The organism is Catenuloplanes atrovinosus, assembly GCF_031458235.1.
Lineage (GTDB): Bacteria > Actinomycetota > Actinomycetes > Mycobacteriales > Micromonosporaceae > Catenuloplanes > Catenuloplanes atrovinosus.
This window is the reverse complement of sequence record NZ_JAVDYB010000001.1, coordinates 596850-619921: the sequence shown is the minus strand read 5'-3', so window position 1 is coordinate 619921 and position 23072 is coordinate 596850. Positions and strand designations below refer to the sequence as shown.

Sequence of the window (23072 nt, the reverse complement as noted above, 5' to 3'; positions counted from 1 at the left end):
TCACGATCCGCGGTTCGCCTCGTCCAGCGCCGCCTGGGCCTGTCGTTGCGCCTCGGCGAGCGCCTCGGCCGGTGACTGCCGGCCGTCCAGCACCCGGTTGACCGCCTCCTGCCAGGCGGCCTTGAACTCCTCGCCGGCCGCCATCGCGGGCAGCGCGAACCCGGACGGCTGCGTCTCCAGCACGGTACGTACGGCCGGGCTCGGCTGCACCACGTCCCGGAAGATCACCTCGTCCGCGCGGACGTTGCCGGTGAACGTGCCGGCGTACGGCTTGCCCGCCTCCGCCCGCACCCGCGCCCGTTCCCTGGCCGCCGCGATCCACGTCGGACTGTCCGTCATCGTCTTGATCCACCGGCAGGCCTGCTCCGCGTGCGGGCTGCCGGCCGGGATCGCCCACGCGTTCCCGGTGATCCAGTCGACCGGCGCACCGTCCCGGCCGCGGAACGGCGCCACCGTCACGGTCGCCTGCGGCGAGTGCTCCGCCAGCACGTTGAGGTAGAAGTCCTCCATCACGAACGCGCCGAGCTGGCCCTGCGCGAACTGGTTCCGCGCGCCGAAGAAGTCGAACGTGTCCCGGAACGACTTGAACGCGGCCCAGCCGCCCTGCGCGCGGATCAGCCGGACCGTGAACTCCAGCGCCTCGGCCACCTTCGGGTCGTCCAGCCGCGCGGTACGCCCGTCTACGCTGACCAGTTCGGCCCCGTTGGCCCGCGCCCACATCGGCAGGAACTCCGGGATCTTCGGGTCGAACCCGATCCGCCGCAGCGCCCCCGCGTCCGTGACGGACAGCCGCTCCGCCGCCTCCGCCAGCGCGTCCCAGTCGGTGGTGGCGAACGCGGCCGGGTCGAGCCCCGCCTCCCTCAGCACCGCGTCGTTGATCAGCAGCATGCGGTTGTTGTAGAACTCCGGCAGCCCGTACAGCTCACCGTTGAGCGTCGCCTCCGCGATCGCGGCCGGGCGGAACTGCCCCAGGTCGATCCCCTCGCGCGCCACGCAGTCTCCCAGCGGCACCAGCGCCTTCTTCGCCGCGTACGTCCCGAGCAGCCGCCGCTCCATGTACACCAGGTCCGGCGGCGCGCCGGACGCCACCGCGGCCAGGAACTGCTGCGCGTCGAAGCTGCCCTCGCCGGCCGCGGCCGCGCTCGGGGCGATGCTCCGGTTGGCCTCGTCGAACCGCGTCTTGGCGATCTCGTCCCCGGTCCCGAAGCCCATCATCGACAGCGTGACCGCGTCTCCGCCACCACCGCCGCCCACGCCGCCGCACCCCACGGCGAGCACGCCCACGAGCCCGGCCGCGATCATCGGCCGTACGATTCGGCTGACCATCGTCGTCCCCCTGTCACCGCACCTACCGGCGAATATAGAAGTGCGACGATCACCTCGCAACGCGGGTCGACTCGACGTACTTAAATGCACGTATGGCTACCGTCGCCTTCTACGCCCCCGCCGCCGCGGGGCACGTGAACCCGACGCTCGGCCTCGCCGCCGAGCTGGTCCGGCGCGGACACCGCGTCACCTACGCCACCACGCCCGCGTACGCGGAGCGCGTCGCCGAGACCGGCGCCGAGGTCGTCCCGGTCACCTCCACCTGGGAGGGCCGCCGCGATGTCCGGACGCCGCAGATGCACGGCCGCGAACTGGCCCGCGCCATGAACCTGCTACTCACCGAGACCCGCTCGATGCTGGCTCAGCTGGCCGACGCCGAGCGGCCCGACCTGGTGGTCCACGACGGGCCGATGTGCTGGTGGGGCCGCATCCTGGCCCGCCGGTGGCAGCTGCCCTCCGTGGAGACCTGGCCGAACCTGGTCAGCAACGAGCACTGGTCGATGGCCCGGGCGTACACCACGTTCAACCCGCTGAGCCCGCGCTTCCTGCTCATGGCGGCCCGGATCAGCCGGTTCCTGCAACAGCGGGGCGCCGGCGCCATGGAGCCGTTCATGCGCGGCGACAGCGCCGCACTCCGCCTGGTGACGCTGCCGCGCGCCTTCCAGTACGCCGGCGACACGTTCACCGACCGGTACGAGTTCGTCGGCCCACTCTTCTCCGAGCGCGCCTACCAGGGCGACTGGGCACCGCCTGGCGACCTCCCGGTGGTCCTGGTCTCGCTCGGCACCGCCTACAACGACCGCCCCGACTTCTACCGCACCGTCCTGCGCTCCGCCGAGACCCGCCCCTGGCACGTCGTCCTGGCCATCGGCGACGTCGACCCGGCCGCCCTGGGTCCCGTCCCACCCACCGTGGAGATCCACCGCCACGTACCCCAGCTGGCCGTGCTCCGCCACGCCCGGGCCTTCGTCACCCACGCCGGCATGGGCAGCACCATGGAGGCCCTCCACTTCCAGGTCCCGATGGTCGCCATCCCCCAGATGGCCGAACAACGCGCCAACGCCGACCGCATCGCCGAACTGGGCCTCGGCACCACCCTCCCCCCGGCCCAGGTCACTGCCGATACGCTCTGGACCGCCATCGACGAGGTCACCACCAGCCACCACATCCGCACCCGCCTAACCTGGATGCGCGACGAACTCACCACCGCCGGCGGCACCCCCGCCGCCGCGGACGCCACCGAACGCCTCCTCCCCTGACCCGTCCTCCCGGCGACTCACTACCGTGATCCGGCGCGTCCAGCGGATGACCCGCAGCCGCGGCGCCTCGATCGGCTTGCTGACGCTGTACGGCCATGTGCTGCGTGGAAGACTTCGACGGCCGCACGGCCGAGCCACAACGATGGACAGGTCACTCTTCCGGCGGTCCGCGGGCTCGCACCAGCACGGAAACACGGAAGGCCAGCCCACGCGGCTGGCCTTCAGAGGATCGGAAACATCCGATAAGGGATGGTGGGCGATACTGGGTTCGAACCAGTGACCTCTCCGGTGTGAACGGAGCGCTCTCCCACTGAGCTAATCGCCCTTGCGAGACAGAACTGTACCGGAGGCCGCGCCCGCCGCGCACATCGGGGTCTCCGGCGCGTCGGAGGGATCGCGGCCACGCGGCCGTTCCCATGCGCCGCGCCGCCGGCCGCCGCAAGCGGCCGGACCACGACGCGACCGCAAGCGGCCCGGACCACGACGGGACCGGCAGGGAGGAGCGCCAGCGACGAGCATGCGGATCCCGCGCCGCCGGAAGCGGGTACATCGGCTTCTGACGCTCCTGATACTCGTCACGCCGCCCAGCCGGCCGGTTCAGAAGCGGTCGAGGATGTCCAGGCCCACCTGGATGAGGTCGATGCCCGTGGTGAGGCGGATGGAGAGCCACACCACGGCGCTGACGAAGACGAAGCAGAGCAGGCCCAGCAACGATCGCAGCGGCCACGGCTGTCGCATGATCCAGCGGGTCCAGGCCTGTACGTATGTGCGCGTGAAGTGGAGCAGGTGCCGGGCCCAGGCGAATTCGATGGCCCAGATGGCCAGGCCGACGATGACGATGCCCCAGCCCGGCCCGGGGAGCGGGATGGCGACGATACCGACGGCGACCACGATCGCGCCGAGCAGGCCGACGCCGATCTTGAGGGCTATCCGGCCGGTCGGATTCGCCCGGATGTTGGCCAGTGTGGTGGTGATCCGGCGGCGCCATGCCGGAATGGGTCGGTTCACCGCTTCGGGGCTTTCCGCCTTTTCATGATCACCCGTGGAATCGGACGCCGTGGAGGGAGACGCCGTGGAGGGATTTGCCGTCATTACCTACTCCCGGTAGCCCTAGGGCCGTCACTGAAAGGGACAACTCGACGTTACCGGAGTGAGTCGACGTTGGTACCGCCGCGAGGGCGGGCCGAGGAGCAGGCAAGACGCCGGGATCTTACTAGAAATCCGCTTTTGGAAGACCAGTTCGGTACCGACTTCCTACTACTGGGTGAGATCAGCGTATGACGGAGCGTAATCGGATGTATCCGCTGAGTATGGGATACGCGGGGTGAGCACCCCGCAGCGGTGCCGGGGGGAGAACGTCAATGAGTGTCATCCGACCGACGACCGTCGAGGTCGAGACGTCGCTGCGGCTTGTCGCACCGGATGCTACCGCGTTGCCGGTGCGCGCCAGCCTTCGCTACGACCCGTCAGATCCGTACGCGGTGCACGTCCTGTTCCACGCCGAGACGGCCGGGGGCGAGGCCGTGAGCTGGTCGTTCGCGCGGGAGCTGCTGGTCACCGGGCTCGATGAGCCGGCCGGGATCGGCGACGTCCGGGTGTGGCCGTGGGCCACCCCGAAGGGTGACTTCGTCGCCCTGGCGCTGTCCTCGCCGGACGGGAACGCCCTCTTCGAGGTACCACGCAGCGTACTGGTCCGGTTCCTTCGCCGGACGTACGTAGTGGTGCCGCGGGGCCGCGAGGGCGATCACCTGGACGTGGACGCGGCCGTGAACCGGCTGCTGGCGGGACGATAGCAAAACGCTTATAAAGGGACAAAAACGACCATTTGACCCGCGCGGTACCGTTAACGGTCCGCGCGGGTCAGTCATATACCTATTAAAACGGCGAAATTGCCATAAATATGCAACAAACGGAATAGTGCGAGCCCGGGGGATGCGGCCCTGGTCAGGGGCGGTTACCGTGAGTCGGATGGTCGGTATCGGTCAGGCGCGACAGGGCATCGAGCCCGCACGCCCCACGGGCATCGGCGCCACTACGCTCAGCGACTTCCCCGGCGACGGACCGCACCTCCTCGATCGCAACCTGCTGCTGCTGGTCACCGTCGGCCAGGGCGCGCAGGAGATCGACTTCGTCCGGCACGACTGCCGCCCCGGCACGCTGCTGTGGGCCCGTCCCGGCCAGGCGATCCGGCTCAACCGGCGGGCCGGGCTGGACGCGGTGCTCATCTCCTGGCACCCCGAGGATCTGCCGGACCACTGGCGGCCGGACGGGCGATGCGGCTGGCAGCTGGCCGGCGAGGACGAGGACGCGGTGATCAGCGAGGTCAGCCAGCTGGTGGTGGACCGGGAGCGGCACGCCGGCACGCCGCTCGCCGACGACCTGCTGCGCCACCAGCTCACCGTGCTGATGCTGCGCATCGCGCTGCTGGCCGGCGGCGGTGCCGCGCGCGCCCCGGAGCGGACCACGTTCCGGGAGTTCACCGACGCGGTCGAGGCGGGGTACACCCGGACCCGCCGCGTCGAGGAGTACGCGCGCGAGCTCGGCTGCTCGGTCCGCACGCTGACCCGGGCGTGCCTGGCCGCGACCGGCCGCAGTGCCAAGCAGGTGATCGACGACCGGGTGGCGCTGCAGGCCCGGCGCCTGCTGGCCTGCACGGATGCGCCGATCGCGGACATCGGCCGGGCGCTGGGCTTCCCGGAGCCGACCAACTTCGGCCGCTTCTTCCACCGGGAGACCGGCCGCTCCCCCGGCGCGTTCCGGGCCGCGCTGCCCGGCCCGCCGCTGGACACCCACGAGTCCGCCCCGCACCGGCTGCGCACCACGGCTTTCCATGAGATGTAGTTTCACTTAATAGGACAAACCGGGGCGGCGCACGTGAGAGCCGTACGCGGGGTCACAATGTGGAGGTGCAGATCTCCGCGCGTGGTGAGTACGCCGTCCGAGCCGCCCTCAGCCTGGCCGCGGTCTCGCCGTCGCTGATGTCCGCCCAGGCCATCGCGCAGGAGCAGGACATGCCGCGGAAGTTCCTGGAGGCGGTGCTGGCCGACCTCCGCCGGGCCGGCATCGTCCGCGCCCAGCGCGGCGCCGAGGGCGGTTACACGCTGGCGCAGAGCCCGCGCGACATCATGATCGGCGCGATCCTGCGCGCGGTCGACGGTCCGCTCGCCGGCGTGCGCGGCATGCGGCCCGAGGAGACGCGTTACGACGGCGCCGCGGAGCACCTGCCGAAGCTCTGGGTCGCGGTGCGCAGCGCGGTGCGCGAGGTCGTCGACGAGACCAGCCTGGCGGACGTGGTCAGCGGCCGGCTGCCCAACCACGTCAAGAAGCTCACCACCCGCCCGGACGCCTGGGAACCGCGGTAATTCACCCGAACGTTTGCTCCGCCGGGGTTTCGGGCACATGTTCGACAACCCCGGCAGCCATGCAGACGAAGGGAGCAACACGCCATGGGCCTGATGTTCCGTAAGCGCAAGAAGTTCGGACCGCTGATCCTCAACTTCACGGAAAACGGATTCTCCTCGTGGAGCATCAAGATCGGCCGCTGGTCCTGGAACTCGCGGGCCCGCGCGCACCGCGTCGACCTGCCCGGCCCGTTCTCCTGGAAGCAGGACAAGTCCCGTTCCACGAGCAACTCATAAGAGCCTTCTCGCCGGTACGGCGGTCAGGCGCCCTCGGAGACTCCCACTCCGCCGCGCGTCCGGCCGCCGTACCGCTGCTTCTCCCGGGAGATGTCCAGCCGGCCGATGGTCCTGCGCGCGGCCAGCGCCGCGTCGTCAAGCAGGTCCGCCGGGATGAGCCAGACCACCTCGAACTCCAGGCCGTCCGGGTCCCGCCCGTAGAGGCTCTTGGTGGTGCCGTGGTCCGACGTGCCGACCAGCGCGTCCGCGTTCGCCAGCGCCACCATCACCCGCTCCAGCGTCTCCAGCGTGTCGACCTCCCATGCGAGGTGGTAGAGCCCGACCGTGGCGCGCCCCGCCATCGACGGCCCGGCCGGCCCGATCTCGAAGAGTCCCAGGTCGTGATCGTTCGTCGAGTCCGCGGCCTGCATGAACGCGGCCCGGAAACCGTTCGGCGTCATCGGCACCTGCCGGAACCCGAGCACGTCCCGGTAGAACGCCACGCTTCGATCGAGGTCACTGACGTAGAGCACGGCGTGGTTGAGCCTGACGACGCCCATGGTGGTCCCCCTGCCATCTTGATAGTTGAGGTTTCAACTAGTTGATTATCATACGGTCATGACTCGCTGGCTGAACGCCGAGGAGCAACGCACCTGGCGGGCGTTCCTCTTCGCCTCCCGGGCCCTGCTGGAGACGCTCGACCGGGAACTCCAGCACGACTCAGGCATGCCGCACGCGTACTACGAGATCCTGGTCCGGCTCTCCGAGGCACCCGAGCGCAGCATGCGGATGAGCGACCTCGCCTCCTCGCTCGCGTCGTCCCGCAGCCGGCTCTCGCACGCGGTGACCCGGCTCACCGAGCAGGGGTGGGTACGCCGCGAGGACTGCCCCACCGACCGGCGCGGCCAGCTCGCCGTGCTCACCGACCGGGGGTACGAGGTGCTGGCCGCCGCCGCGCCCCGGCACGTCGACGGCGTCCGCGCGCACCTCTTCGACCAGCTCACCCCGGAGCAACTGACCCAGCTCGGGGAGATCAGCACCCGGCTGCTCGACCACCTGGATCCGGACCACGAGCTGCGCTGACGGCTACGCGACAGTCCGGAATCGCCCGGTAATACGGCGACCGGACGGCGCCGCCGAGAGCGCCCACTTGAACACATCGTTCCGGAACGAGCACTATGGGGCACGTGTCCCACGGATTGGCTGAACTGACAGCGCACGCGAAGGACCTGGTCGGCGCGGGCGACCTCGGGTCGGCCCAGGCGCTGCTCAGCGACGCGCTCGCCGCCGTCGACGTCGATCCGCTGCGCGCGTCGGCCGATCTGGCCGACGCGGCGGGCCTGCTCGCCCGCATCCTGGTCGCGCTCGGCGAGCCGCACTCCGCCCGCGCCTGGGCCACGTTCGCGCACACCGCCCAGCGGCGGCTGCGCGGCCCCGCCGACGAGCACACCGTGGTCGCGGCCGCCACGCTCGCCGCCGTGCTGCACCGCGTCGGCGCCTACGCCGGCGCCGCCCACCTCTACCGCGACGTGGTCGCCCGGCTCACGCTGGTCGACGGCCCCGGCTCCACGCGCGTGCTGGCCGCCCAGGCCGACCTCGCCACGGTCGAACACGCGCGCGGCGAGTGCGAGACCGCCCGCCGGCTGCTCGCGGACGCGTACCGACGGCACCGCGAGACCTACGGCGAGGGCCATCCCGCCGGCATCAAGATGCTGGCCCGGCTCGGCACCATGGAGCGCGACTGCGGCAACTTCGGCGAGGCCCACCAGCGCTTCAGCGGCGCCCGCGACCTCTGCCGCGAATATCTCCCCGCCGACCACCCGATGGCCGCGCAGATCGCCGCGCTCGCCCGGGCCGGCGCCGACCCCGACCACGTCTGCCGCAACCTCCACCCCGCCGACGACGACATCTCCGCCGACCCCCCAGACCTCCCCATCCCCACCGGTACGACGGACGCCCCGTCCACTCCGGACGGTGGCAGCCCCACCGCCACGACGCCCGGCGCCGCGGACGCTCCCGGCGGCACGGCCGGCACGCCGTGGGGCACGGCTCCGCAGCGATCCCCCAGGCCGGTGGCGCCGGCCGCGGAGTCCACCACTCCGCCACCGCCGCCGGCACCGTGGGCCGACCCGGCGCCACCCACGGGGGCCGCCGGCCCGCCCCCGGCGCCGCGGGCCGACCCGGCGCCACCCACGGAGGCCGCCGGCCCGCCCCCGGCGCCGCGGGCCGACCCGGCGCCACCCACGGAGGCCGCCGGCCCGCCGCCGGCGCCGTGGGCCGACCCCGCACCGGCCTACCCGAGCCTCACCGCGGACGCCGGCTTCGACGATTTCCCGCCCGATGTGGACGACCTCAGCGCGCCGGACATCGACTGGCCGCCCCGGGGCACGCACGGCGCGGCTCCCCACCACGACACACCCGATCCCGATCCGGCCGTCGACCCCGATCACGATCACCACGGTCCCTCCGATGCCTCGATCGACAGAGAGCCGGTCGCGCCCGAGCTGATCCACGATCCGCCACCCGCCGCCCAGCCCCGGGACACACCCGCCCCGGAAAGCGGCGTCCCGAACGTCGCCGCGACACCGGAGCCGGTGATCGGGCAGACGGCTGTCGCTGATCCCTCGCAACGGCGAGAGGATGACGAACCGGACGAGATCGGCGCCGACGACATGCGGCCCGGCGCCTCACCGGCCCGGTCGCTGTCCGATGTGGAGGAGCGTCCCGGCGCCGACGGTCCGGCCGAGCGCGCCGCCCCGCGACAGAACCCGCCGGAACAGGATCTCGCCACGCCGCCGGCGGAGGCCGCCACCACCGCACCGGAAGCGGCGTGGCACCCACCGATGCACGACCTCGGCGCGGCGTCCTCCGTGGACGACCGTGAGCCGGTCATCGGCCCGTGGCACCCGCCGCTCCAGACCGGCGACGACGTCGAGCCGTGGCGGGCCGTGAGCTTCTACGTCGGCCCCCGGCCGGGCGAGGACGACACCCCGGCACGGCCACCGGCCGATGAGCCCGCGGCGCCCGCCGGCCGGCGGGCGCCCCAGGACACCGCCGCCGCGTGGCGGCCCACCGCCGACCCCGACCGGCCGGAGGCGTGGCAGCCGCCCGCGGAGCGCGGCCCCTCCGAGCCCTGGCCCCGCGGCAGCGACAGCGGTGCCACCCCGTGGACCCCGCCCGAGCGCACACCACCCCCCACCCCGCGCTGGCCCGCCTCCGGCATCCCCAAGTCGACACCCTGGGTCGCCGGCGCCGCGGCCCACCCCGCGCCGGTCCCCACACCGCCACCGGCCGGGACGGCCCCGGAGGAGGAGCCGTTCGGCGACTGGCCGCTGGATCAGCCCCCCGCCTGGCAGCCACCGGACCCCACCGGCGCCTGGTCGTCGGCGCCCCCGGCCACGCCGGACCAGGGGGACCAGCCGGCCGCGGTCCCGCCGCAGTCCCGCCAGGGCCGGTTCGCGACGCCACCCACCCCGGTCCCCTACGACGACCGCCCGGACGAGCAGCGGTGGACCGACGACGGCGCCGCCGCTCCGCTTCCGCCGGCCGTCTTCGACGACCTCTCCACCCACGGCCCGCACCAGGCCGCCCCGCCGGCGGTCGCCCAGCCCCGCCAGCCGGCCGAGCAGCAGCCACAGCAGCAGCGGCCACCGGCCGAGGACCGGGTCCCGCGTGGGTACGCCCAGCGCCAGGCCCGCCAGGACCAGCCGTGGCGCAGCCAGGCCCGCGGCGTCCGGACGCCACCCCCCGGCGGCCGCTACTCGCCGCTGGCGCCCGGCTACGGCCAGCCGGGCCAGCCGCAGATCAAGGCGCACCGCCGTACCCAGGGAGACCGCTCCCTCACCGCGGGCCCGGCGGCGCGGCGGCAACCGCCCGGCATGCTGGTGCCCACGCGGCGCCCGGCCGGTCTGGCGCCGGAGCGGTACCCCGAGCGCCCCACCGGAAAGATCATCGCCGCGCTGGTCGCGGTCGGGCTGGGCACGATCGTGGTGATCGGCGGCTTCCTGCTCACCGAGCGCGACACCCGCCAGCCGGCACCCCCGCAGCCGACCGCGTCCGCCGGCGCGCCGTCCGACGTGGCCACGCCCCCGCCCGCGCAGGCCCCGGTGCGCGCCGCGGCCGGCCCGCCCACCGGCGTACGCATCCAGGACTCACGCACGCAGGTGACGCTGACCTGGGCGTACCCGGACGACGCGGAGGGCCCGGTGCTCATCGCCGGTGGCCGGCGCGGCAACTCCGTGCCGATCAAGGAGCTGCCGGCCGGCACCGAGCAGTACCCGGTCTACAACCTGAACCCGGACGCGGACTACTGCTTCACGGTCGCGGTCGTCTACTCCACCAGCGCGGTCGAGAAGTCCCCGGAGGTCTGCACCAGCCGCTGACGGTCAGTCCCCGGCGGGCAGCCGGATCTCCGCGCGCAGCCCGGACCCGGCCGGCGGCGGCGCGTCGGTGAGCGTGATCGCGCCGTGGTGCAGCCGGACCACCTCGCGCACGATGGCGAGGCCGAGCCCGCTGCCGCCGGCGTCGCGGGCGCGCGCGTCGTCCAGCCGGGTGAACCGGTCGAAGACGCGTTCCCGGTCCGCGGCCGGGATGCCGGGGCCGTCGTCGGTGACCGTGATCAGGTGGTGGTCGCCCTCCCTCGCCAGCGCCAGCGCGACCGTGGAGCGCGCGTGCCGGCCCGCGTTGTCCAGCAGGTTCGCGACCGCGCGGCGCAGCGCGTCCGCGTCCCCGTCGGTCCAGAACTGCTCGGCCGGCGGCGTGAACGCCACGGACGGGTAGCGCGCGGCCAGGTCGGTGAGCAGCTCGCCCAGCTCCACCGGCGCGGTACGCCGGGCGGCCTCGGTCGCGTCGTCCGCGCGGGCCAGCAGCAGCAGGTCGTCGACGAGCCGGGAGAGCCGGTCCGCGTCCAGCATCAGGTCGTCGACGAAGCCCGGCCAGTCGGTGTCGCCGGGCAGCCGCTGCGCCACCTCCAGCTGCACCCGCATGCTGGCCAGCGGGCTGCGCAGTTCGTGGGCCGCGTCCGCGACGAACGCGCGCTGCCGGGCGCGGGCCGCGTCCAGCCGGGAGAGCATGTCGTTGAGCGTGACCGCGAGCCGGTGGATCTCGTCGCGGGACGCGGGGACGGGCAGCCGCCCGGCCCGCCCGCCGCCGGTGATCTCCTCGGCACCGCGCCGCAGTTGCTCGACCGGGCGGAGCGTGGCACCGATCACGCGCCAGGCGACCAGCGCCAGCACCGCCACCAGCAGTGGGAACGCGACCAGCAGTGCGTTACGGATGAACCGGGCGCTCTGGTAGAGGTCCCGCATCGACTTGGCGACCAGCACGGTGAGCCGCTCGTCGCCGGCGTCGGCCGGGCCGGCCACCACCAGCACCGGCCCCTCGATGCCCAGGCGCACGCCGTCGATCAGGACGCTCGCGCCGCCGGTCGCGCGCGCGAGTTCGTCGCCGTGCAGCATCGGGACGAGCCGGTCCGCGCCGATCGAGGAGAACCGCACCCGGCTCTGCGCGTCGACCACCTGCACGCGCACGTCCGTACCGGCGACCGGCACCGGGTTTCGCAGCTCGTCCTCCTCGAGCAGCCTCGCCACGCCCTCCACGGTCTTGGCCGCCTCCGCCTCCGCGGTGCGGTTCAGCGCGATGCCGAGCGACCCGAGCAGCGTGGTGCCGCCCAGCGCCAGGCCCACGGCCAGCCCGAACACCCACAGGAGCACGATGCGGGTACGAAGGGAGCGCTCACGGCGTACCGGCGCGGGGTTGGTCATCGGGCGGCCGAGAGACGGTAGCCGGCGCCGCGCACGGTCTCCAGCAGGTCCCGGCCGATCTTGCGGCGGAGGTAGCCGATGTAGACCTCCACCGCGTTCGGCGCGGTCTCCATGGCGGCGTCCCAGACGTGGTCGAGCAGCTCGGTCTTGGAGACGACCGCGCCCTCCCGGCGCATCAGGTACTCCAGCAGCGCGAACTCCCGCGCGGTGAGCGTGATGTCGGTGCCGGCGCGGCTGACCCGGCGCTGGGCCGGGTCGAGCGTCAGGTCGCCGACCGTGAGCACGGCCGGTCGCTGTGGCGCGCCACGGCGCAGCAGCGCGCGCAGCCGGGCCAGCAGCACCACGAAGGAGAACGGCTTGGTCAGGTAGTCGTCGGCGCCGCAGTCCAGGCCGTCCGCCTGGTCGTACTCGCCGTCCTTCGCGCTGAGCATCAGCACCGGCAGCCACACGTCCTCCGCGCGCAGCTGGCGCACCACGCGGTAGCCGGACAGGCCGGGCAGCATCACGTCCAGAATCATCGCGTCGTAGCCGCCGTGCCGGGCCATCTCCAGCCCGCCCGGCCCGTCCGCGGCCACGTCCACCGCGAACCCCTCGGCCTGCAGCCCGCGCTGCAGCGCCCGCGCCATCCGCGCCTCGTCCTCGACCACCAGCAGTCGCATGAGAGTTACAGTGCCACGAGCGCTCTCAGCCGCGCCTGTCGCGGCTCAGCTTCGTCACAGGCACGCCGACCCATCATGGTGTGCAGGAGGTGCGACACCCATGTCACTGATGAAGTCTCAGACGGCCCGGCGCTGGTTGATCCCGGCCGCCGCCGCGGTCGCCGTCATCGGCGGAGGCGCCGCGGTGGGCGCGCTCGCCGCGGGCGCTGACCCGGTGCTCCCGCAGCGCAGCGCGGCCGAGCTCCTGGTCGACCTGCAGAACGCGAAGGTCGACGGCCTGTCCGGCACCGTCGTGCAGACCGCCGACCTCGGCCTGCCCGGCATCGCGAAGCTGGCCGCGGACGTCGGCGGCGAGACCGGCAGCCTCGGCTCGCTGATCTCCGGCGAGAACACGCTGCGGGTCTGGCACTCGGAGCCGGACAAGTCCCGCGTCGCGCTGGTCGGCACGCTCGGCCAGACCGACGTGATCCGCAACGGCACCGACGTGTGGATCTGGCAGAGCGCGGGCAACACCGCGCAGCACTGGACTGTCCCGGCGGGCCAGGCGGACGAGGCTCCGGCGCCGATGGCGTCCGGGCTGCCGTCCACCCCGCAGGAGGCGGCCGACCAGGCGCTGGCCGCCGTCGACCCGACCACCGAGGTCGTGGTCGGCCGGTCCGCGAAGGTCGCGGGCCGTGACGCGTACGAGCTGATCCTGCGCCCGCGCGACACGACGTCGCTGGTCGGCGAGGTCCGGCTGGCGATCGACGCGGAGCACAAGATCCCGCTGCGCGCCGAGATCATCGCGAAGAAGGACAACGTCTCCGCGTTCAAGGTCGCGTTCACGCAGGTCGACTTCGGCCGGCCGGACGCGGCGCAGTTCGCGTTCAACCCGCCGCCCGGCGGCACGGTCACCGAGGGCAACTCCAAGGCGCTGTCCGCGGAGGAGCACGACGCCGAGCCGACGCCCGAGGAGCAGGCCGAGATCGACAAGCTGGCCGAGGCCGCGAAGCCGAAGACGATCGGCGAGGGCTGGACCACGGTCTTCACGGCCGACCTGGCCGCCGCCGAGCGGGCCGTCCCGGCGGACGCGGTGAAGCCGGAGAACGCGCCGGAGGGCGCGCCGGACGAGCTGCCGGCCGCCCAGTTGGAGGCGCTGTCCGCGCAGTTCCCCGAGGTGAGCGGTGCCTGGGGCAAGGGCCGGCTGCTCTCCGGCAACCTGTTCAGCGTGCTCTTCACCGACGACGGCAAGGTCTACGGAGGCCTGGTCGCGCCGGAGAAGCTGTACGAGGTCGCCGCGAACGACTGACCGATCGGACACCACCGTCGATGGGGCGCCCCGCTCGGGGCGCCCCATCCGCGTCAGTACCGGTAGTGCTCCGGCTTGTACGGCCCCTCGACGTCCACGCCGAGGTACTCCGCCTGCGCCTTGGTGAGCGTGGTCAGCCGCACGCCGAGCGCGTCCAGGTGCAGCCGCGCCACCTTCTCGTCCAGGTGCTTCGGCAGCCGGTACACCGCGACGTCGTACGAGCCGGTCCACAGCTCGATCTGCGCGATCACCTGGTTGGCGAACGAGTTCGACATGACGAAGCTGGGGTGCCCGGTGGCGTTGCCCAGGTTCATCAGCCGCCCCTCGGAGAGCACCAGGATCGAGTGCCCGTCCGGGAAGCGCCACTCGTGCACCTGCGGCTTGACCTCGATCTTCTCGACCCCGGGGTACGCCGCGAGCCCGGCCATGTCGATCTCGGTGTCGAAGTGCCCGACGTTGCCGACGATGGCGTTGTGCTTCATCCGCGCCATGTGCGCCGCGGTGATGATGTCCGTGCCGCCGGTCGTGGTGATGAAGATGTCGCCCCGCTCCACGACGTCGTCGACCGTGGTGACCTGGAAGCCGTCCATCGCGGCCTGGAGCGCGCAGATCGGGTCGATCTCGGTGACCACCACGCGGGCGCCCTGCCCGCGCAGCGCGGCCGACGCGCCCTTGCCCACGTCGCCGTACCCGCAGACCACGGCCAGCTTGCCGCCGAGCATGACGTCGGTGGCCCGGTTGAGCCCGTCCGCGAGCGAGTGGCGGATGCCGTACTTGTTGTCGAACTTGCTCTTGGTCACCGAGTCGTTGACGTTGATCGCCGGGATGAGCAGCGAGCCCTCCGCCTCCATCCGGTAGAGCCGGGCCACGCCGGTCGACGTCTCCTCGCTGACGCCGCGCAGCCCCTCCGCGATCCGGGTGAAGCGGCGCGGGTCCTCGGCCAGGCTCGCCCGCAGCGTGTCCAGGATGACCCGCTGCTCCTCGTGGTCACCCTCGGCCGGCTGCGGGACCGCACCCGCGCGCTCGTACTCGACGCCCTTGTGCACCAGCAGCGTCACGTCCCCGCCGTCGTCGACGATCAGGTTCGGCCCCTGCCCGCCGCCGAAGTCGAACAGGCGCATGGTGCACCACCAGTACTCCTCGAGCGTCTCGCCCTTCCAGGCGAAGACCGGCGTGCCGGCCGCGACCACGGCCGCGGCCGCCTCGTCCTGCGTCGAGAAGATGTTGCAGGAGACCCAGCGGACCTCGGCACCGAGCGCGACCAGCGTCTCGATCAGCACCGCGGTCTGCACGGTCATGTGCAGCGAGCCGGCGATCCGCGCGCCGCGCAGCGGCTGGGACTCCGCGTACTCCCGGCGCAGCGCCATCAGGCCCGGCATCTCGTGCTCGGCCAGCCGGATCTGGTGCCGCCCGGCCTCGGCCAGCCCGAGATCCGCGATCCTGTAGTCCTGAGCAGTCACGTTTCCCTCTCCTCTCCCGCGTCCGCTCGCCCTGAGCGGACGGTGTGCGAGTCCGCGCGGCCTCGTCAGGCCACGCGGCGATACCGGGAGAAGCCGAAGGGCGCCTCCACGGTACGGAGGCGCCCTTACGTGTGATCCACAGGCCGAGCGTGGCGGACTCACAGAGGTCCGTCGCAGCGCCTCTCGGCCTGCCGCGAGTCTACCGCCCGCGCGGCACGATCCGGAACACCGGGAAACCGGGTGCCGCCGCGCGCAGTTCCTCCTCCGGCGAGTCCTTGTCCAGCCCGTCGAAGAACCTGCCTACCTCCCACGCCCACTTCCGCAGGTAGCGGCGGATCAGCGGCGGCTTGTCCGGGTCGGCGACCTCGACCGCCGTGAACCGCTCCACGCGCGCGCCGAGCCGCAACTCCCCCTCCCCGGCCGCGCGCAGGTTCCGTACCCACTGGGTGTGCCCGCGCGGCGCGAGCAGATAGCGCTCACCCTCGTACGTGAACAGATTGACCACCACCGTGCGCGTCCGCCCGCTGCCGCGCCCCCGGACCGCCAGCACCCGGCTGCCCAGCAGGCTGACCCCGCGCGCGGTCAGCCACTTCGCGATGTCGTTGAACGCCTTGCTCCCACCCTCGGCCTCGACGAGTCGCACGTGTTCCCTCCCCGCTCCAGTTAGAGAGCAGTGCTCTCTGTTGAGAACAGTAAACACCCATGCGTCAAGCCCTAGACTGTCTCGGCATGACGCGCCGCCGGCTGTTCGTCGTCCTCGGGTCGATCCCGCCGCTGCTGATCGTCATCTCGATCGCCGCGCTGGCCGTGGTCTACCCGTCCGTCACCGCGCTCGCCTGCCCGCGCTGCTACAACCTCTCCGAAACCCAGCCCGGCGTGTACGTGGAACGCGGCGCCACCGACGCCCAGCGCGCCGCCGTCGACTCCGCCCTCTCCGCCGCCGACGCCACCATCCGCGCCTTCTACGGCGACCGCCTCAGCACCCCGCGCGTCCTCGCCTGCGTCACGGACGCCTGCTACCAGCGCCTGCGCGGCGGCGGCAGCAAGGGCATCGCCATCCTCAACCGCGGCCTGATGCTCTCCCCCGCCGGCATCAACCCGGTCATCGCCACCCACGAACTCGCCCACGTCGAACTGCACACCCGCCTCGGGTCCGCCTCGGTACCCCAGTGGTTCGACGAGGGCCTCGCCGTCGTCATCTCCGACGACCCCCGCTACCTGGCCCCCGCCGCGTCCCCCGCCCCGTCCGCCCGCTGCCTGATGCCACTCACCGACGCCCTCCCCCTCACCACCCGCCCCTGGAACCTGCGCTCCGCCGCTCACGACGACTCTTACGCCGAGGCCGCCTGCCTGGTCAGCCACTGGCTCGCCACCTCCGGCGGCCCACCCGCCCTCTCCACCCTCATCACGTCGCTCCGCTCCGGCACCCCCTTCCCGGCCCTCGTCACCATCACCCCCTGACCCCGCCGCCCGCGCCCGCCCGGCAGGCCACTCCCGACTCCGGCCGGGCCGGCCCCAGCGCGTCCCGGCCCATCTCCGCCCGGCCCGCCAGTTGAACCGATTACAGATACGTAGAGCACGTTACGAGGCCCTCATAACGTGCTCTACGTATCTCTCACCAGTCGATCGATAATGCAATATCGAATTGTCGGAGGGCCGCACCAGAATGAGCCCGTGACTCGAACGTCATCAGCGCCGCACCGGCTCGGACTCGCCCCCTTCCGCGGCAGCCACGCGACCGCGGCCGACCTGGTCACGCGCCGCCAGCTCCAGTCACCCCGGTGGCATCGGCTGTTTCACGACATCTACGTCCGAGCCTCCGAATACACCCCTGACGATCACCGGATGTGGTGTGCCGCGGCCGCCCTCACGCTTCCCGCCGGCGGCGTGATCAGCGGACCGAGCGCGGTATTCCTCTGGGGCGCCGGATCACCACCCCGCGGATCGGCCGTCACCGTCACCATTCCGCCGTCATGCAGCCTGAGGGTCCAGAGAGGATTGAAGGTCTCCCGCGGAAAACTGCTTCCCGAAGACCTCGATTCGATCAGCGGACTCCCGGTGACCAGCCCTGGGCGGACCGCGTTCGACGCCGGCCGCCTCCCCGACCGCCGCCGGGCGATCATGGCGCTGGACGCTCTGCTGCACCGGAGGCTCGTCACCATCGAGCAGCTCACCGCCCTCGCCACGGCACGCCACGGCTGGCGCGGCGTCGCACTCTTCACCACCCGCCTGGCCGAGGCCGAGCCGCTCACCGAGTCCCCCATGGAAACCCTGTTGCGTCTGTTGATCACGGACGCGGGCCTCCCCCGCCCGGTCGCCCAACACAAGATCTTGATATCCCGCGGAGCAGCGCCGCTCCGTGTCGACCTCGCCTACCCCACCCTGCGTATCGCGATCGAATACGAGGGCGACCACCACCGCCAACGGTCCGTATTCCGCCACGACATCGCCCGTCAGCGACGCCTCGAGGAGGCCGGCTGGCTCGTCCTCCGCTTCACCGCCGACGACGTCCTCCGCACCCCCGCCGACACCATCCGCGCCATCACCGCCGCCCTCCGCCGCCGGCGCCGACCGCACTGATGCACGGCTACACCCATCCCGGCCGGCCACGTCGCGTGAAGAACAACTCAGACCCGGATTTTCCCGCTTCCGGCGTGGACCAGCCGCGCATGCTCCCGCGGGCAAACCTCGCCGCGGGCTCCGACTCCGCTGGCGCTCCGCTCCGCTCGCGGCGTCGGAGCCGGTGGAGTGGGTGGCCGGGACAGAGCACGCGATCACCGCCGCTGCCCGCGTCACCCGGCGCGCATCAACTCCACATCGGCAACGACGACGGCCGCCCCCACCACCCGCCGTGCCTGACGTGCTGGCCTCCGGGCCCGAACGGAAGCGGCGCACGTGCCCCCGGCACAGGCCACGCCGGAGACGGCGGCGCCCCAGCCCGCGGACGAGACACGGCCCGCAGCACAGCGCGGCACGAACCACGCCGGAGACGGCGGCGCCCCAGCCCGCGGACGAGACACGGCCCGCAGCACAGCGTCCGCAGCACGAACCACGCCGGACACGGCGGCGTCCCAGCCAGGAAACGAAACGCGGCCCGCAGCACGCCACCCACGGCAACGAGCCGCGCCGGGCACCTGGCGTGCCGGCCGGGAACGGGACGGCGCGCCGCGAGCGGCGCAGGCGGCGGGGGCGCGGGGTGGGCCGAGGACGGCCGGGGCGGTCGGCCGGGTGGGTGCGGGACTGGCAGGGAGGAGCGCCAGCGACGACCGGTGCCCGCGGGAGCATGCGGGGAGCGACCGCGCCGGAAGCGGGAAAATGGGTTAGAGGGAGTCCCAGCCGGGGACGGCGGAGGGCTTGCGGGGCTCGGGGCCGGTGTAGCGGGCGGAGGGGCGGACGAGGCGGCCGAGCTTCTTCTGTTCGAGGATGTGGGCGCTCCAGCCGGCGACCCGGGCGCAGGTGAAGACGGACGTGAACATGTGGGCGGGGACCTCGGCGAAGTCGAGCACGACGGCGGCCCAGAACTCGACGTTGGTCGGGAGGACCCGGTCGGGGCGGCGGTTCGCGAGTTCCTCCAGGGCGGCCTTCTCCAGGGCCTCGGCGATCTCGTAGCGGGGGGCGCCCAGTTCCTTGGCGGTGCGGCGGAGGACGCGGGCGCGCGGGTCCTCGGCGCGGTAGACGCGGTGGCCGAAGCCCATCAGGCGCTCGCCGCGGTCGAGGACGCCGCGGACGTATCCGGCGGGGTCGCCGGAGTACTCGACGGCCTCCAGCATCTGCAGTACGCGGGTGGGGGCGGCGCCGTGCAGCGGGCCGGAGAGCGAGCCGATCGCGGCGGAGATGCAGGCGGCGACGTCGGCGCCGGTGGAGGCGGCGACGCGGGCGGTGAACGTGGAGGCGTTCATGCCGTGCTCGGCGGCGGAGATGAAGTACGCGTCGACGGCCTTGATGTGCCGTGGGTCGGGGTCGCCGCGCCAGCGCCGCATGAAGCGCTCGACCACGGTGTCCGCCTTGTCGATCTCCTTCTGCGGCACCGCGGGGAGCCCGAGCCCGCGCGCGGACTGGGCGACGAACGAGAGCGCGGTGACGGAGACGCGGGCGAGGTCGGCGCGGGCCTGCTCGTCAGAGGCGTCGAGCAGTTGCGGCAGCCCCCAGTACGGCGCGAGCATCGCGACCGCGGACTGCACGTCGACGCGGATGTCGCCCGAATGGACCGGGACCGGGAACGGCTCCGCGGGCGGCAGGCCGGGGCCGAACTCGCCGTCGACCAGCAGCGCCCACACGTTGCCGAACGAGACCTGGCCGATGAGGTCCTCGATGTCCACGCCGCGATAGCGCAGCGAGCCGCCCTCGCGATCGGGCTCCGCGATGTCCGTCTCGAATGCGATCACACCTTCGAGACCGGGCTTGAACGTGGTCATCGTCCCCTCCTCACACGTCGCGCCAGGAGACGGCGTCCCAGGCGGGGAAACCGTCGTTTCGTCGGAGTTTTCCGTACGTTACCGCCGGGCGATACGTTACGTGACCCAAGCCACGACCCCAGTAACCGCGCCTAAGCCTTTCCCCACATAAGGCCCGATTTTTCGCCATATAGTCGTACAAATGGAGGAAGGGGCGGCGCATCCGGTGGAGTGGTGGGCGGAGCTGCTCGCCGCGTCCGCGCAGTTCGACGCGCCCTACTTCGTCGAGGAACTGACCACCGCGCTCGCCCCCAGGATCACGAATCCGCTGGTCCGCCGCGAGATCGAGCTGGCCGCCGCGACCGTGAACCGCCACCTGCTCCGCCCGCTCGACGAGTATCTCGCCGACGACGCCCAGGCCGCCCGGCAGCGCCTGCGTAACACGCTCGACCGGGTGGACGCGGACAGCACCCGCCTGACCGAGGCATGGGTGATCAACGCGGCGGTCGGCGGCGACTACCCGGGCGCGGCCGCCGGGGCCGAGCCGCTGCTCGGCGCGCAGCCCACGCTGCTGCTCGCGATGACCGCGCTGCGCCTGGAGCGCTTCGACACCGAGCTGGCCGTCAACCTGCTGGCGGCCGGCCGTTCCCCCGAGGAGGCCATCCGGTACGGCGGGCTGGTCGGCCGCTACGCCTGGTGGCCGAAGTGGCTGCTGGAGATCGGCGCGCGCCGGGCGATGGACGGCACGCTGAACGAGGGCGTGATCACCGCGCTCGACGCGTGCGCGTTCGCGAAGCTGACGGCCGCCCAGACGCACATCGCCCGCAAGCTGCTCAGCGGCGACGAACGCGCGCTGCGCACCGCGGCCGAGCACCTGGACACGATCGGTGAGGCCACCGCGGCCGAGGAACTGCGCAACGGCGACCTGACGCCGGTCGCGCTGGCCGCGAAGATGATGACGCTGTAGAGACCCGCGTCCCGTTCGCGTGGCGGACCCACGGCCATCACAATCGTGAAAGCCGTCTTCCCACGTCCGGCGTGGCCGATGTCCCAGTGCTCCCGCGGGCACCGGCCGGCCGCGGGCGGCCTCCCTGCCGGACCCGCGGTGGCCGGGTCAGGCCCACGGTCAGCGCCGTTCCGCCGCGGCGAGACGGGCGCCGGCGGCCACGGCCAGGACCGCACCGAGCAGCATCGCGCCGACCAGCACGGCCGGCCACACCTCGATCGCGACCATCGCGGTCCGCGAGTACCGCAGCCCCTCCTGGACGAAGGCGCCGCCCCTGGCCAGTTCCGCCGCCGACTCGCGGGCCCGGAGCAGTTCCCCGCTGACCCGCGCCGCCACCACCGCCCGCCACGCGGCCCCGGCCAGCAGGAACACGCCCGCCATCGCGACCGCGACCGGCACTCGCCGCCCGCGCCAGGACCGCCCGATCACCACGCCCGCGCAGACCACCGCCACCGCCAGGCAGCCCACCGTGAGCAGGTCGGCCGCGTACTCCGCCCGGTGCGGCCCCAGGTCCTCCGGCGCCCGGTCCGGGGATCGCCACCGCCACCACTCCGACACCCGCAGCACGACCGCCGCGCCCACGAACCCGGCCACGCCGCGCAGCAGCACCCGGCTCGCCGCGTCCGGCACGCGCGCGACCGCCGGATGCGCGATGAGCAGCACCGACACGGCGAGCGCAGCCCCGCCCGCGATCCCCGGCGAGGCCGCCATCGCGCCCGCGACCGCGACGCAGGCCGCGCCCACAATGGCCGGAAGCGACAAGATCCACCGCATCGACACATGCTAAAGCCCGCGGTATCACGGCCCACCGTGGACACCGGTCCGATTCGCCGTAAATCATCCGGTCGTCCGGCCTAATCGCCCGTTAATATGCCGTTATTTCGTCCAATTTACTTTAAGTGTCACTTACGCGACAGGCACGGCGGCGTGGCGACGGGATGAACTCGCCACGGAAAGGCCACCGGCAAATTACGCTCCGTTGTGGTCGGTCAGAACGGGCATTGTGCGCGTTTCGGGCTCGACCATCACCAGCCAGCACCAGGGGTACGGGCTTCCGGGCCTCCACCAGCCGTCCGCCGAGGACGGTCCGGCCCGGCGTACCACCTGAACCGGAAGGAGAATCGTCATGGAGGGTGCACTCGCAACCCGACGTGTACGGAGCGCGATCGTCGCGGCGACCGCGCTGACCCTGCTCGGCGGCGGTCTCGTCTCGGCGCCCGCCCAGGCGGCGCCGATCGCGGAGGCCACGCCGGCCACCGCGCGCAGCGCCTCCCCGGCCGGCACGCCGTCGGTCGACACCGCGCTCAACCGCGACGGCCGCCTGTCGGCGTTCGTCCGCGGCACCAACGACGCGGTCTACGTGAAGACGCAGATCAAGCGCGGCTCCAGCTCCTGGACGAACTGGGTCAGCCTCGGCGGCGTCATCACCGGCGCACCGCGCGTCGGCGTGGACGAGGCCCGGCGGATCCAGGTGTTCGCGCGGGGCACCGACAACGCGATCTGGACCAAGCGCCAGACCTCGGCGAACAGCTCCAGCTGGACCTCGTGGACCAGCCTGGGCGGCGTGCTGAACAGCGACCCGACCGTCACCGCGGACCAGGGTCGCCGCCTGACCGTCTTCGGTGAGGGCACGGACGGCGCGGTCTGGACCAAGCGCCAGAAGGACCGCAACAGCTCGTCCTGGACCAGCTGGCAGTCGCTGGGTGGCAAGATCACCAGCGAGACGTCGGTGTCGTTCGACAAGGACCAGCGGCTGACCATCTTCGCCCGCGGCACGGACAACGCGCTGTGGACCCGCCGCCAGTCCTACGCGAACAGCGGCAACTGGACGCCGTGGAAGTCCCTCGGCGGCGGCCTGACCAGCGACACCACCCCGGTGGTGGACGGCAAGGGCCGCATCCAGGTCTTCGTCAAGGGCACCGACAACGCGCTGTGGACGCGCCGCCAGATGTCGCCGAACAGCGGCAACTGGACCAACTGGGCCAGCCTGGGCGGCGTCCTGACCAGCAACCCGTCCGCGATCATCAACAAGAGCGGCAAGCTGCAGGTCTTCGTGCGGGGCACGGACAACGCGCTCTACACCCGCGTGCAGCACAACAGCGGTAGCGCCGGCTGGACCGACTGGTCCAACCAGGGTGGCGTGCTGACCAACGAGATCGAGGCGTCCGCCAACCACGACTGGCGGATCGCGGTCTTCGTGCGCGGCACCGACAACGCGCTCTACGCGAAGTCGCAGTGGGCGCCGGGCAGCCCGTACGGCTCCTTCGCCTACCTCGGTGGCACGCTCAAGTAAAGATCCAC

At 72.6% G+C, this 23072-nt stretch carries 21 protein-coding genes, 1 tRNA gene and 1 riboswitch; of the genes, 12 read left to right on the top strand and 10 right to left on the bottom strand.

Annotated elements, in window-relative coordinates; all coding sequences use genetic code 11:
* Positions 1 to 1326, bottom strand: a complete 1326-nt coding sequence (locus J2S41_RS02800) for an extracellular solute-binding protein (protein ID WP_310362640.1) — start codon at positions 1324 to 1326, stop codon at positions 1 to 3.
* A 92-nt stretch (positions 1327 to 1418) separates the two neighbouring features.
* Between J2S41_RS02800 and J2S41_RS02795 the strand changes: the two genes are divergently transcribed.
* Positions 1419 to 2585: a macrolide family glycosyltransferase gene (locus tag J2S41_RS02795; RefSeq protein WP_310362638.1), complete on the top strand. Its 1167-nt coding sequence runs from the start codon at positions 1419 to 1421 to the stop codon at positions 2583 to 2585.
* A gap of 250 nt (positions 2586 to 2835) precedes the next feature.
* Here J2S41_RS02795 and J2S41_RS02790 read toward each other — a convergent pair.
* Positions 2836 to 2910, bottom strand: a tRNA-Val gene (locus J2S41_RS02790).
* Between the two features lie 272 nt (positions 2911 to 3182).
* On the bottom strand, positions 3183 to 3593 hold the full coding sequence (locus tag J2S41_RS02785; protein WP_310362635.1) for a TIGR02611 family protein: 411 nt from the start codon (positions 3591 to 3593) through the stop codon (positions 3183 to 3185).
* A gap of 353 nt (positions 3594 to 3946) precedes the next feature.
* Between J2S41_RS02785 and J2S41_RS02780 the strand changes: the two genes are divergently transcribed.
* The 4 genes from J2S41_RS02780 to J2S41_RS02765 all read left to right on the top strand — a co-directional run bounded on the left by J2S41_RS02780 (position 3947) and on the right by J2S41_RS02765 (position 6223).
* Positions 3947 to 4378, top strand: a complete 432-nt coding sequence (locus tag J2S41_RS02780; RefSeq protein WP_306833366.1) for an SsgA family sporulation/cell division regulator — start codon at positions 3947 to 3949, stop codon at positions 4376 to 4378.
* Positions 4379 to 4553: 175 nt separating this feature from the next.
* Positions 4554 to 5426 (top strand): helix-turn-helix domain-containing protein, encoded by an 873-nt coding sequence (locus tag J2S41_RS02775; protein ID WP_310362625.1) that lies wholly within the window; start codon positions 4554 to 4556, stop codon positions 5424 to 5426.
* A gap of 65 nt (positions 5427 to 5491) precedes the next feature.
* Complete coding sequence (locus tag J2S41_RS02770; protein WP_310362622.1) at positions 5492 to 5947, top strand: RrF2 family transcriptional regulator; 456 nt, start codon at positions 5492 to 5494, stop codon at positions 5945 to 5947.
* A gap of 84 nt (positions 5948 to 6031) precedes the next feature.
* On the top strand, positions 6032 to 6223 hold the full coding sequence (locus J2S41_RS02765; protein ID WP_310362619.1) for a DUF4236 domain-containing protein: 192 nt from the start codon (positions 6032 to 6034) through the stop codon (positions 6221 to 6223).
* A 23-nt stretch (positions 6224 to 6246) separates the two neighbouring features.
* On the opposite strand, the gene J2S41_RS02760 is transcribed toward J2S41_RS02765, so the two are convergent.
* Positions 6247 to 6762: a VOC family protein gene (locus J2S41_RS02760; RefSeq protein ID WP_310362615.1), complete on the bottom strand. Its 516-nt coding sequence runs from the start codon at positions 6760 to 6762 to the stop codon at positions 6247 to 6249.
* Positions 6763 to 6820: 58 nt separating this feature from the next.
* On the opposite strand from J2S41_RS02760, the gene J2S41_RS02755 reads away from it, so the two are divergent.
* Together J2S41_RS02755 and J2S41_RS02750 are read left to right on the top strand one after the other, a co-directional pair.
* Complete coding sequence (locus J2S41_RS02755; protein ID WP_310362612.1) at positions 6821 to 7285, top strand: MarR family winged helix-turn-helix transcriptional regulator; 465 nt, start codon at positions 6821 to 6823, stop codon at positions 7283 to 7285.
* 104 nt (positions 7286 to 7389) lie between these two features.
* On the top strand, positions 7390 to 10584 hold the full coding sequence (locus tag J2S41_RS02750; RefSeq protein ID WP_310362609.1) for a tetratricopeptide repeat protein: 3195 nt from the start codon (positions 7390 to 7392) through the stop codon (positions 10582 to 10584).
* 3 nt (positions 10585 to 10587) lie between these two features.
* Here the strand turns inward: J2S41_RS02750 and J2S41_RS02745 are convergent, their stop codons facing one another.
* The gene (locus J2S41_RS02745) at positions 10588 to 11913 is read right to left on the bottom strand and encodes a sensor histidine kinase (RefSeq protein WP_310376246.1); all 1326 of its coding nucleotides are present in this window, start codon (positions 11911 to 11913) and stop codon (positions 10588 to 10590) included.
* Between the two features lie 47 nt (positions 11914 to 11960).
* Positions 11961 to 12623: a response regulator transcription factor gene (locus J2S41_RS02740; protein ID WP_310362606.1), complete on the bottom strand. Its 663-nt coding sequence runs from the start codon at positions 12621 to 12623 to the stop codon at positions 11961 to 11963.
* 100 nt (positions 12624 to 12723) lie between these two features.
* Here J2S41_RS02740 and J2S41_RS02735 point away from each other — a divergent pair, with 100 nt between their 5' ends.
* Positions 12724 to 13911: a LolA family protein gene (locus J2S41_RS02735; protein WP_310362603.1), complete on the top strand. Its 1188-nt coding sequence runs from the start codon at positions 12724 to 12726 to the stop codon at positions 13909 to 13911.
* 53 nt (positions 13912 to 13964) lie between these two features.
* Here J2S41_RS02735 and ahcY read toward each other — a convergent pair whose 3' ends face one another.
* Together ahcY and J2S41_RS02725 are read right to left on the bottom strand one after the other, a co-directional pair.
* A complete protein-coding gene (gene ahcY / locus J2S41_RS02730; protein WP_310362599.1) occupies positions 13965 to 15371 on the bottom strand; it encodes an adenosylhomocysteinase in 1407 nt (468 codons plus the stop codon).
* Between the two features lie 110 nt (positions 15372 to 15481).
* Positions 15482 to 15562, bottom strand: a riboswitch (S-adenosyl-L-homocysteine riboswitch).
* A gap of 8 nt (positions 15563 to 15570) precedes the next feature.
* Positions 15571 to 16014 carry a nitroreductase/quinone reductase family protein gene (locus J2S41_RS02725; RefSeq protein ID WP_310362596.1) on the bottom strand — a complete coding sequence of 148 codons (444 nt, stop codon included), beginning with the start codon at positions 16012 to 16014 and terminating at the stop codon, positions 15571 to 15573.
* 86 nt (positions 16015 to 16100) lie between these two features.
* On the opposite strand from J2S41_RS02725, the gene J2S41_RS02720 reads away from it, so the two are divergent.
* Together J2S41_RS02720 and J2S41_RS02715 are read left to right on the top strand one after the other, a co-directional pair.
* Positions 16101 to 16832: a hypothetical protein gene (locus J2S41_RS02720; RefSeq protein ID WP_310362594.1), complete on the top strand. Its 732-nt coding sequence runs from the start codon at positions 16101 to 16103 to the stop codon at positions 16830 to 16832.
* 213 nt (positions 16833 to 17045) lie between these two features.
* Complete coding sequence (locus J2S41_RS02715) at positions 17046 to 17951, top strand: DUF559 domain-containing protein (protein ID WP_310362590.1); 906 nt, start codon at positions 17046 to 17048, stop codon at positions 17949 to 17951.
* A 740-nt stretch (positions 17952 to 18691) separates the two neighbouring features.
* Here the strand turns inward: J2S41_RS02715 and J2S41_RS02710 are convergent.
* Positions 18692 to 19786 (bottom strand): citrate synthase 2, encoded by a 1095-nt coding sequence (locus J2S41_RS02710; RefSeq protein ID WP_310362588.1) that lies wholly within the window; start codon positions 19784 to 19786, stop codon positions 18692 to 18694.
* A gap of 181 nt (positions 19787 to 19967) precedes the next feature.
* Here J2S41_RS02710 and J2S41_RS02705 point away from each other — a divergent pair, with 181 nt between their 5' ends.
* Entirely contained in the window at positions 19968 to 20732 is a 765-nt protein-coding gene (locus J2S41_RS02705) for a hypothetical protein (protein WP_310362586.1), read from the top strand.
* Between the two features lie 159 nt (positions 20733 to 20891).
* Here J2S41_RS02705 and J2S41_RS02700 read toward each other — a convergent pair whose 3' ends face one another.
* Entirely contained in the window at positions 20892 to 21545 is a 654-nt protein-coding gene (locus J2S41_RS02700; protein ID WP_310362583.1) for a hypothetical protein, read from the bottom strand.
* Between the two features lie 352 nt (positions 21546 to 21897).
* Here J2S41_RS02700 and J2S41_RS02695 point away from each other — a divergent pair, with 352 nt between their 5' ends.
* Positions 21898 to 23064 carry a PLL family lectin gene (locus J2S41_RS02695; RefSeq protein WP_310362582.1) on the top strand — a complete coding sequence of 389 codons (1167 nt, stop codon included), beginning with the start codon at positions 21898 to 21900 and terminating at the stop codon, positions 23062 to 23064.
* Positions 23065 to 23072 lie beyond the last annotated feature (8 nt).

Bases quoted from the DNA above. Each gene is read 5' to 3' on its own strand.
- J2S41_RS02705 (WP_310362586.1), top strand. From the start codon at position 19,968: ATGGAGGAAGGGGCGGCGCATCCGGTGGAGTGGTGGGCGGAGCTGCTC.
- J2S41_RS02795 (WP_310362638.1), top strand. From the start codon at position 1,419: ATGGCTACCGTCGCCTTCTACGCCCCCGCCGCCGCGGGGCACGTGAAC.
- J2S41_RS02780 (WP_306833366.1), top strand. From the start codon at position 3,947: ATGAGTGTCATCCGACCGACGACCGTCGAGGTCGAGACGTCGCTGCGG.
- J2S41_RS02760 (WP_310362615.1), bottom strand. From the start codon at position 6,762: ATGGGCGTCGTCAGGCTCAACCACGCCGTGCTCTACGTCAGTGACCTC.
- J2S41_RS02740 (WP_310362606.1), bottom strand. From the start codon at position 12,623: ATGCGACTGCTGGTGGTCGAGGACGAGGCGCGGATGGCGCGGGCGCTG.
- J2S41_RS02765 (WP_310362619.1), top strand. From the start codon at position 6,032: ATGGGCCTGATGTTCCGTAAGCGCAAGAAGTTCGGACCGCTGATCCTC.
- J2S41_RS02720 (WP_310362594.1), top strand. From the start codon at position 16,101: ATGACGCGCCGCCGGCTGTTCGTCGTCCTCGGGTCGATCCCGCCGCTG.
- J2S41_RS02800 (WP_310362640.1), bottom strand. From the start codon at position 1,326: ATGGTCAGCCGAATCGTACGGCCGATGATCGCGGCCGGGCTCGTGGGC.
- J2S41_RS02735 (WP_310362603.1), top strand. From the start codon at position 12,724: ATGTCACTGATGAAGTCTCAGACGGCCCGGCGCTGGTTGATCCCGGCC.
- J2S41_RS02700 (WP_310362583.1), bottom strand. From the start codon at position 21,545: ATGCGGTGGATCTTGTCGCTTCCGGCCATTGTGGGCGCGGCCTGCGTC.
- J2S41_RS02710 (WP_310362588.1), bottom strand. From the start codon at position 19,786: ATGACCACGTTCAAGCCCGGTCTCGAAGGTGTGATCGCATTCGAGACG.
- J2S41_RS02695 (WP_310362582.1), top strand. From the start codon at position 21,898: ATGGAGGGTGCACTCGCAACCCGACGTGTACGGAGCGCGATCGTCGCG.
- J2S41_RS02775 (WP_310362625.1), top strand. From the start codon at position 4,554: ATGGTCGGTATCGGTCAGGCGCGACAGGGCATCGAGCCCGCACGCCCC.
- J2S41_RS02755 (WP_310362612.1), top strand. From the start codon at position 6,821: ATGACTCGCTGGCTGAACGCCGAGGAGCAACGCACCTGGCGGGCGTTC.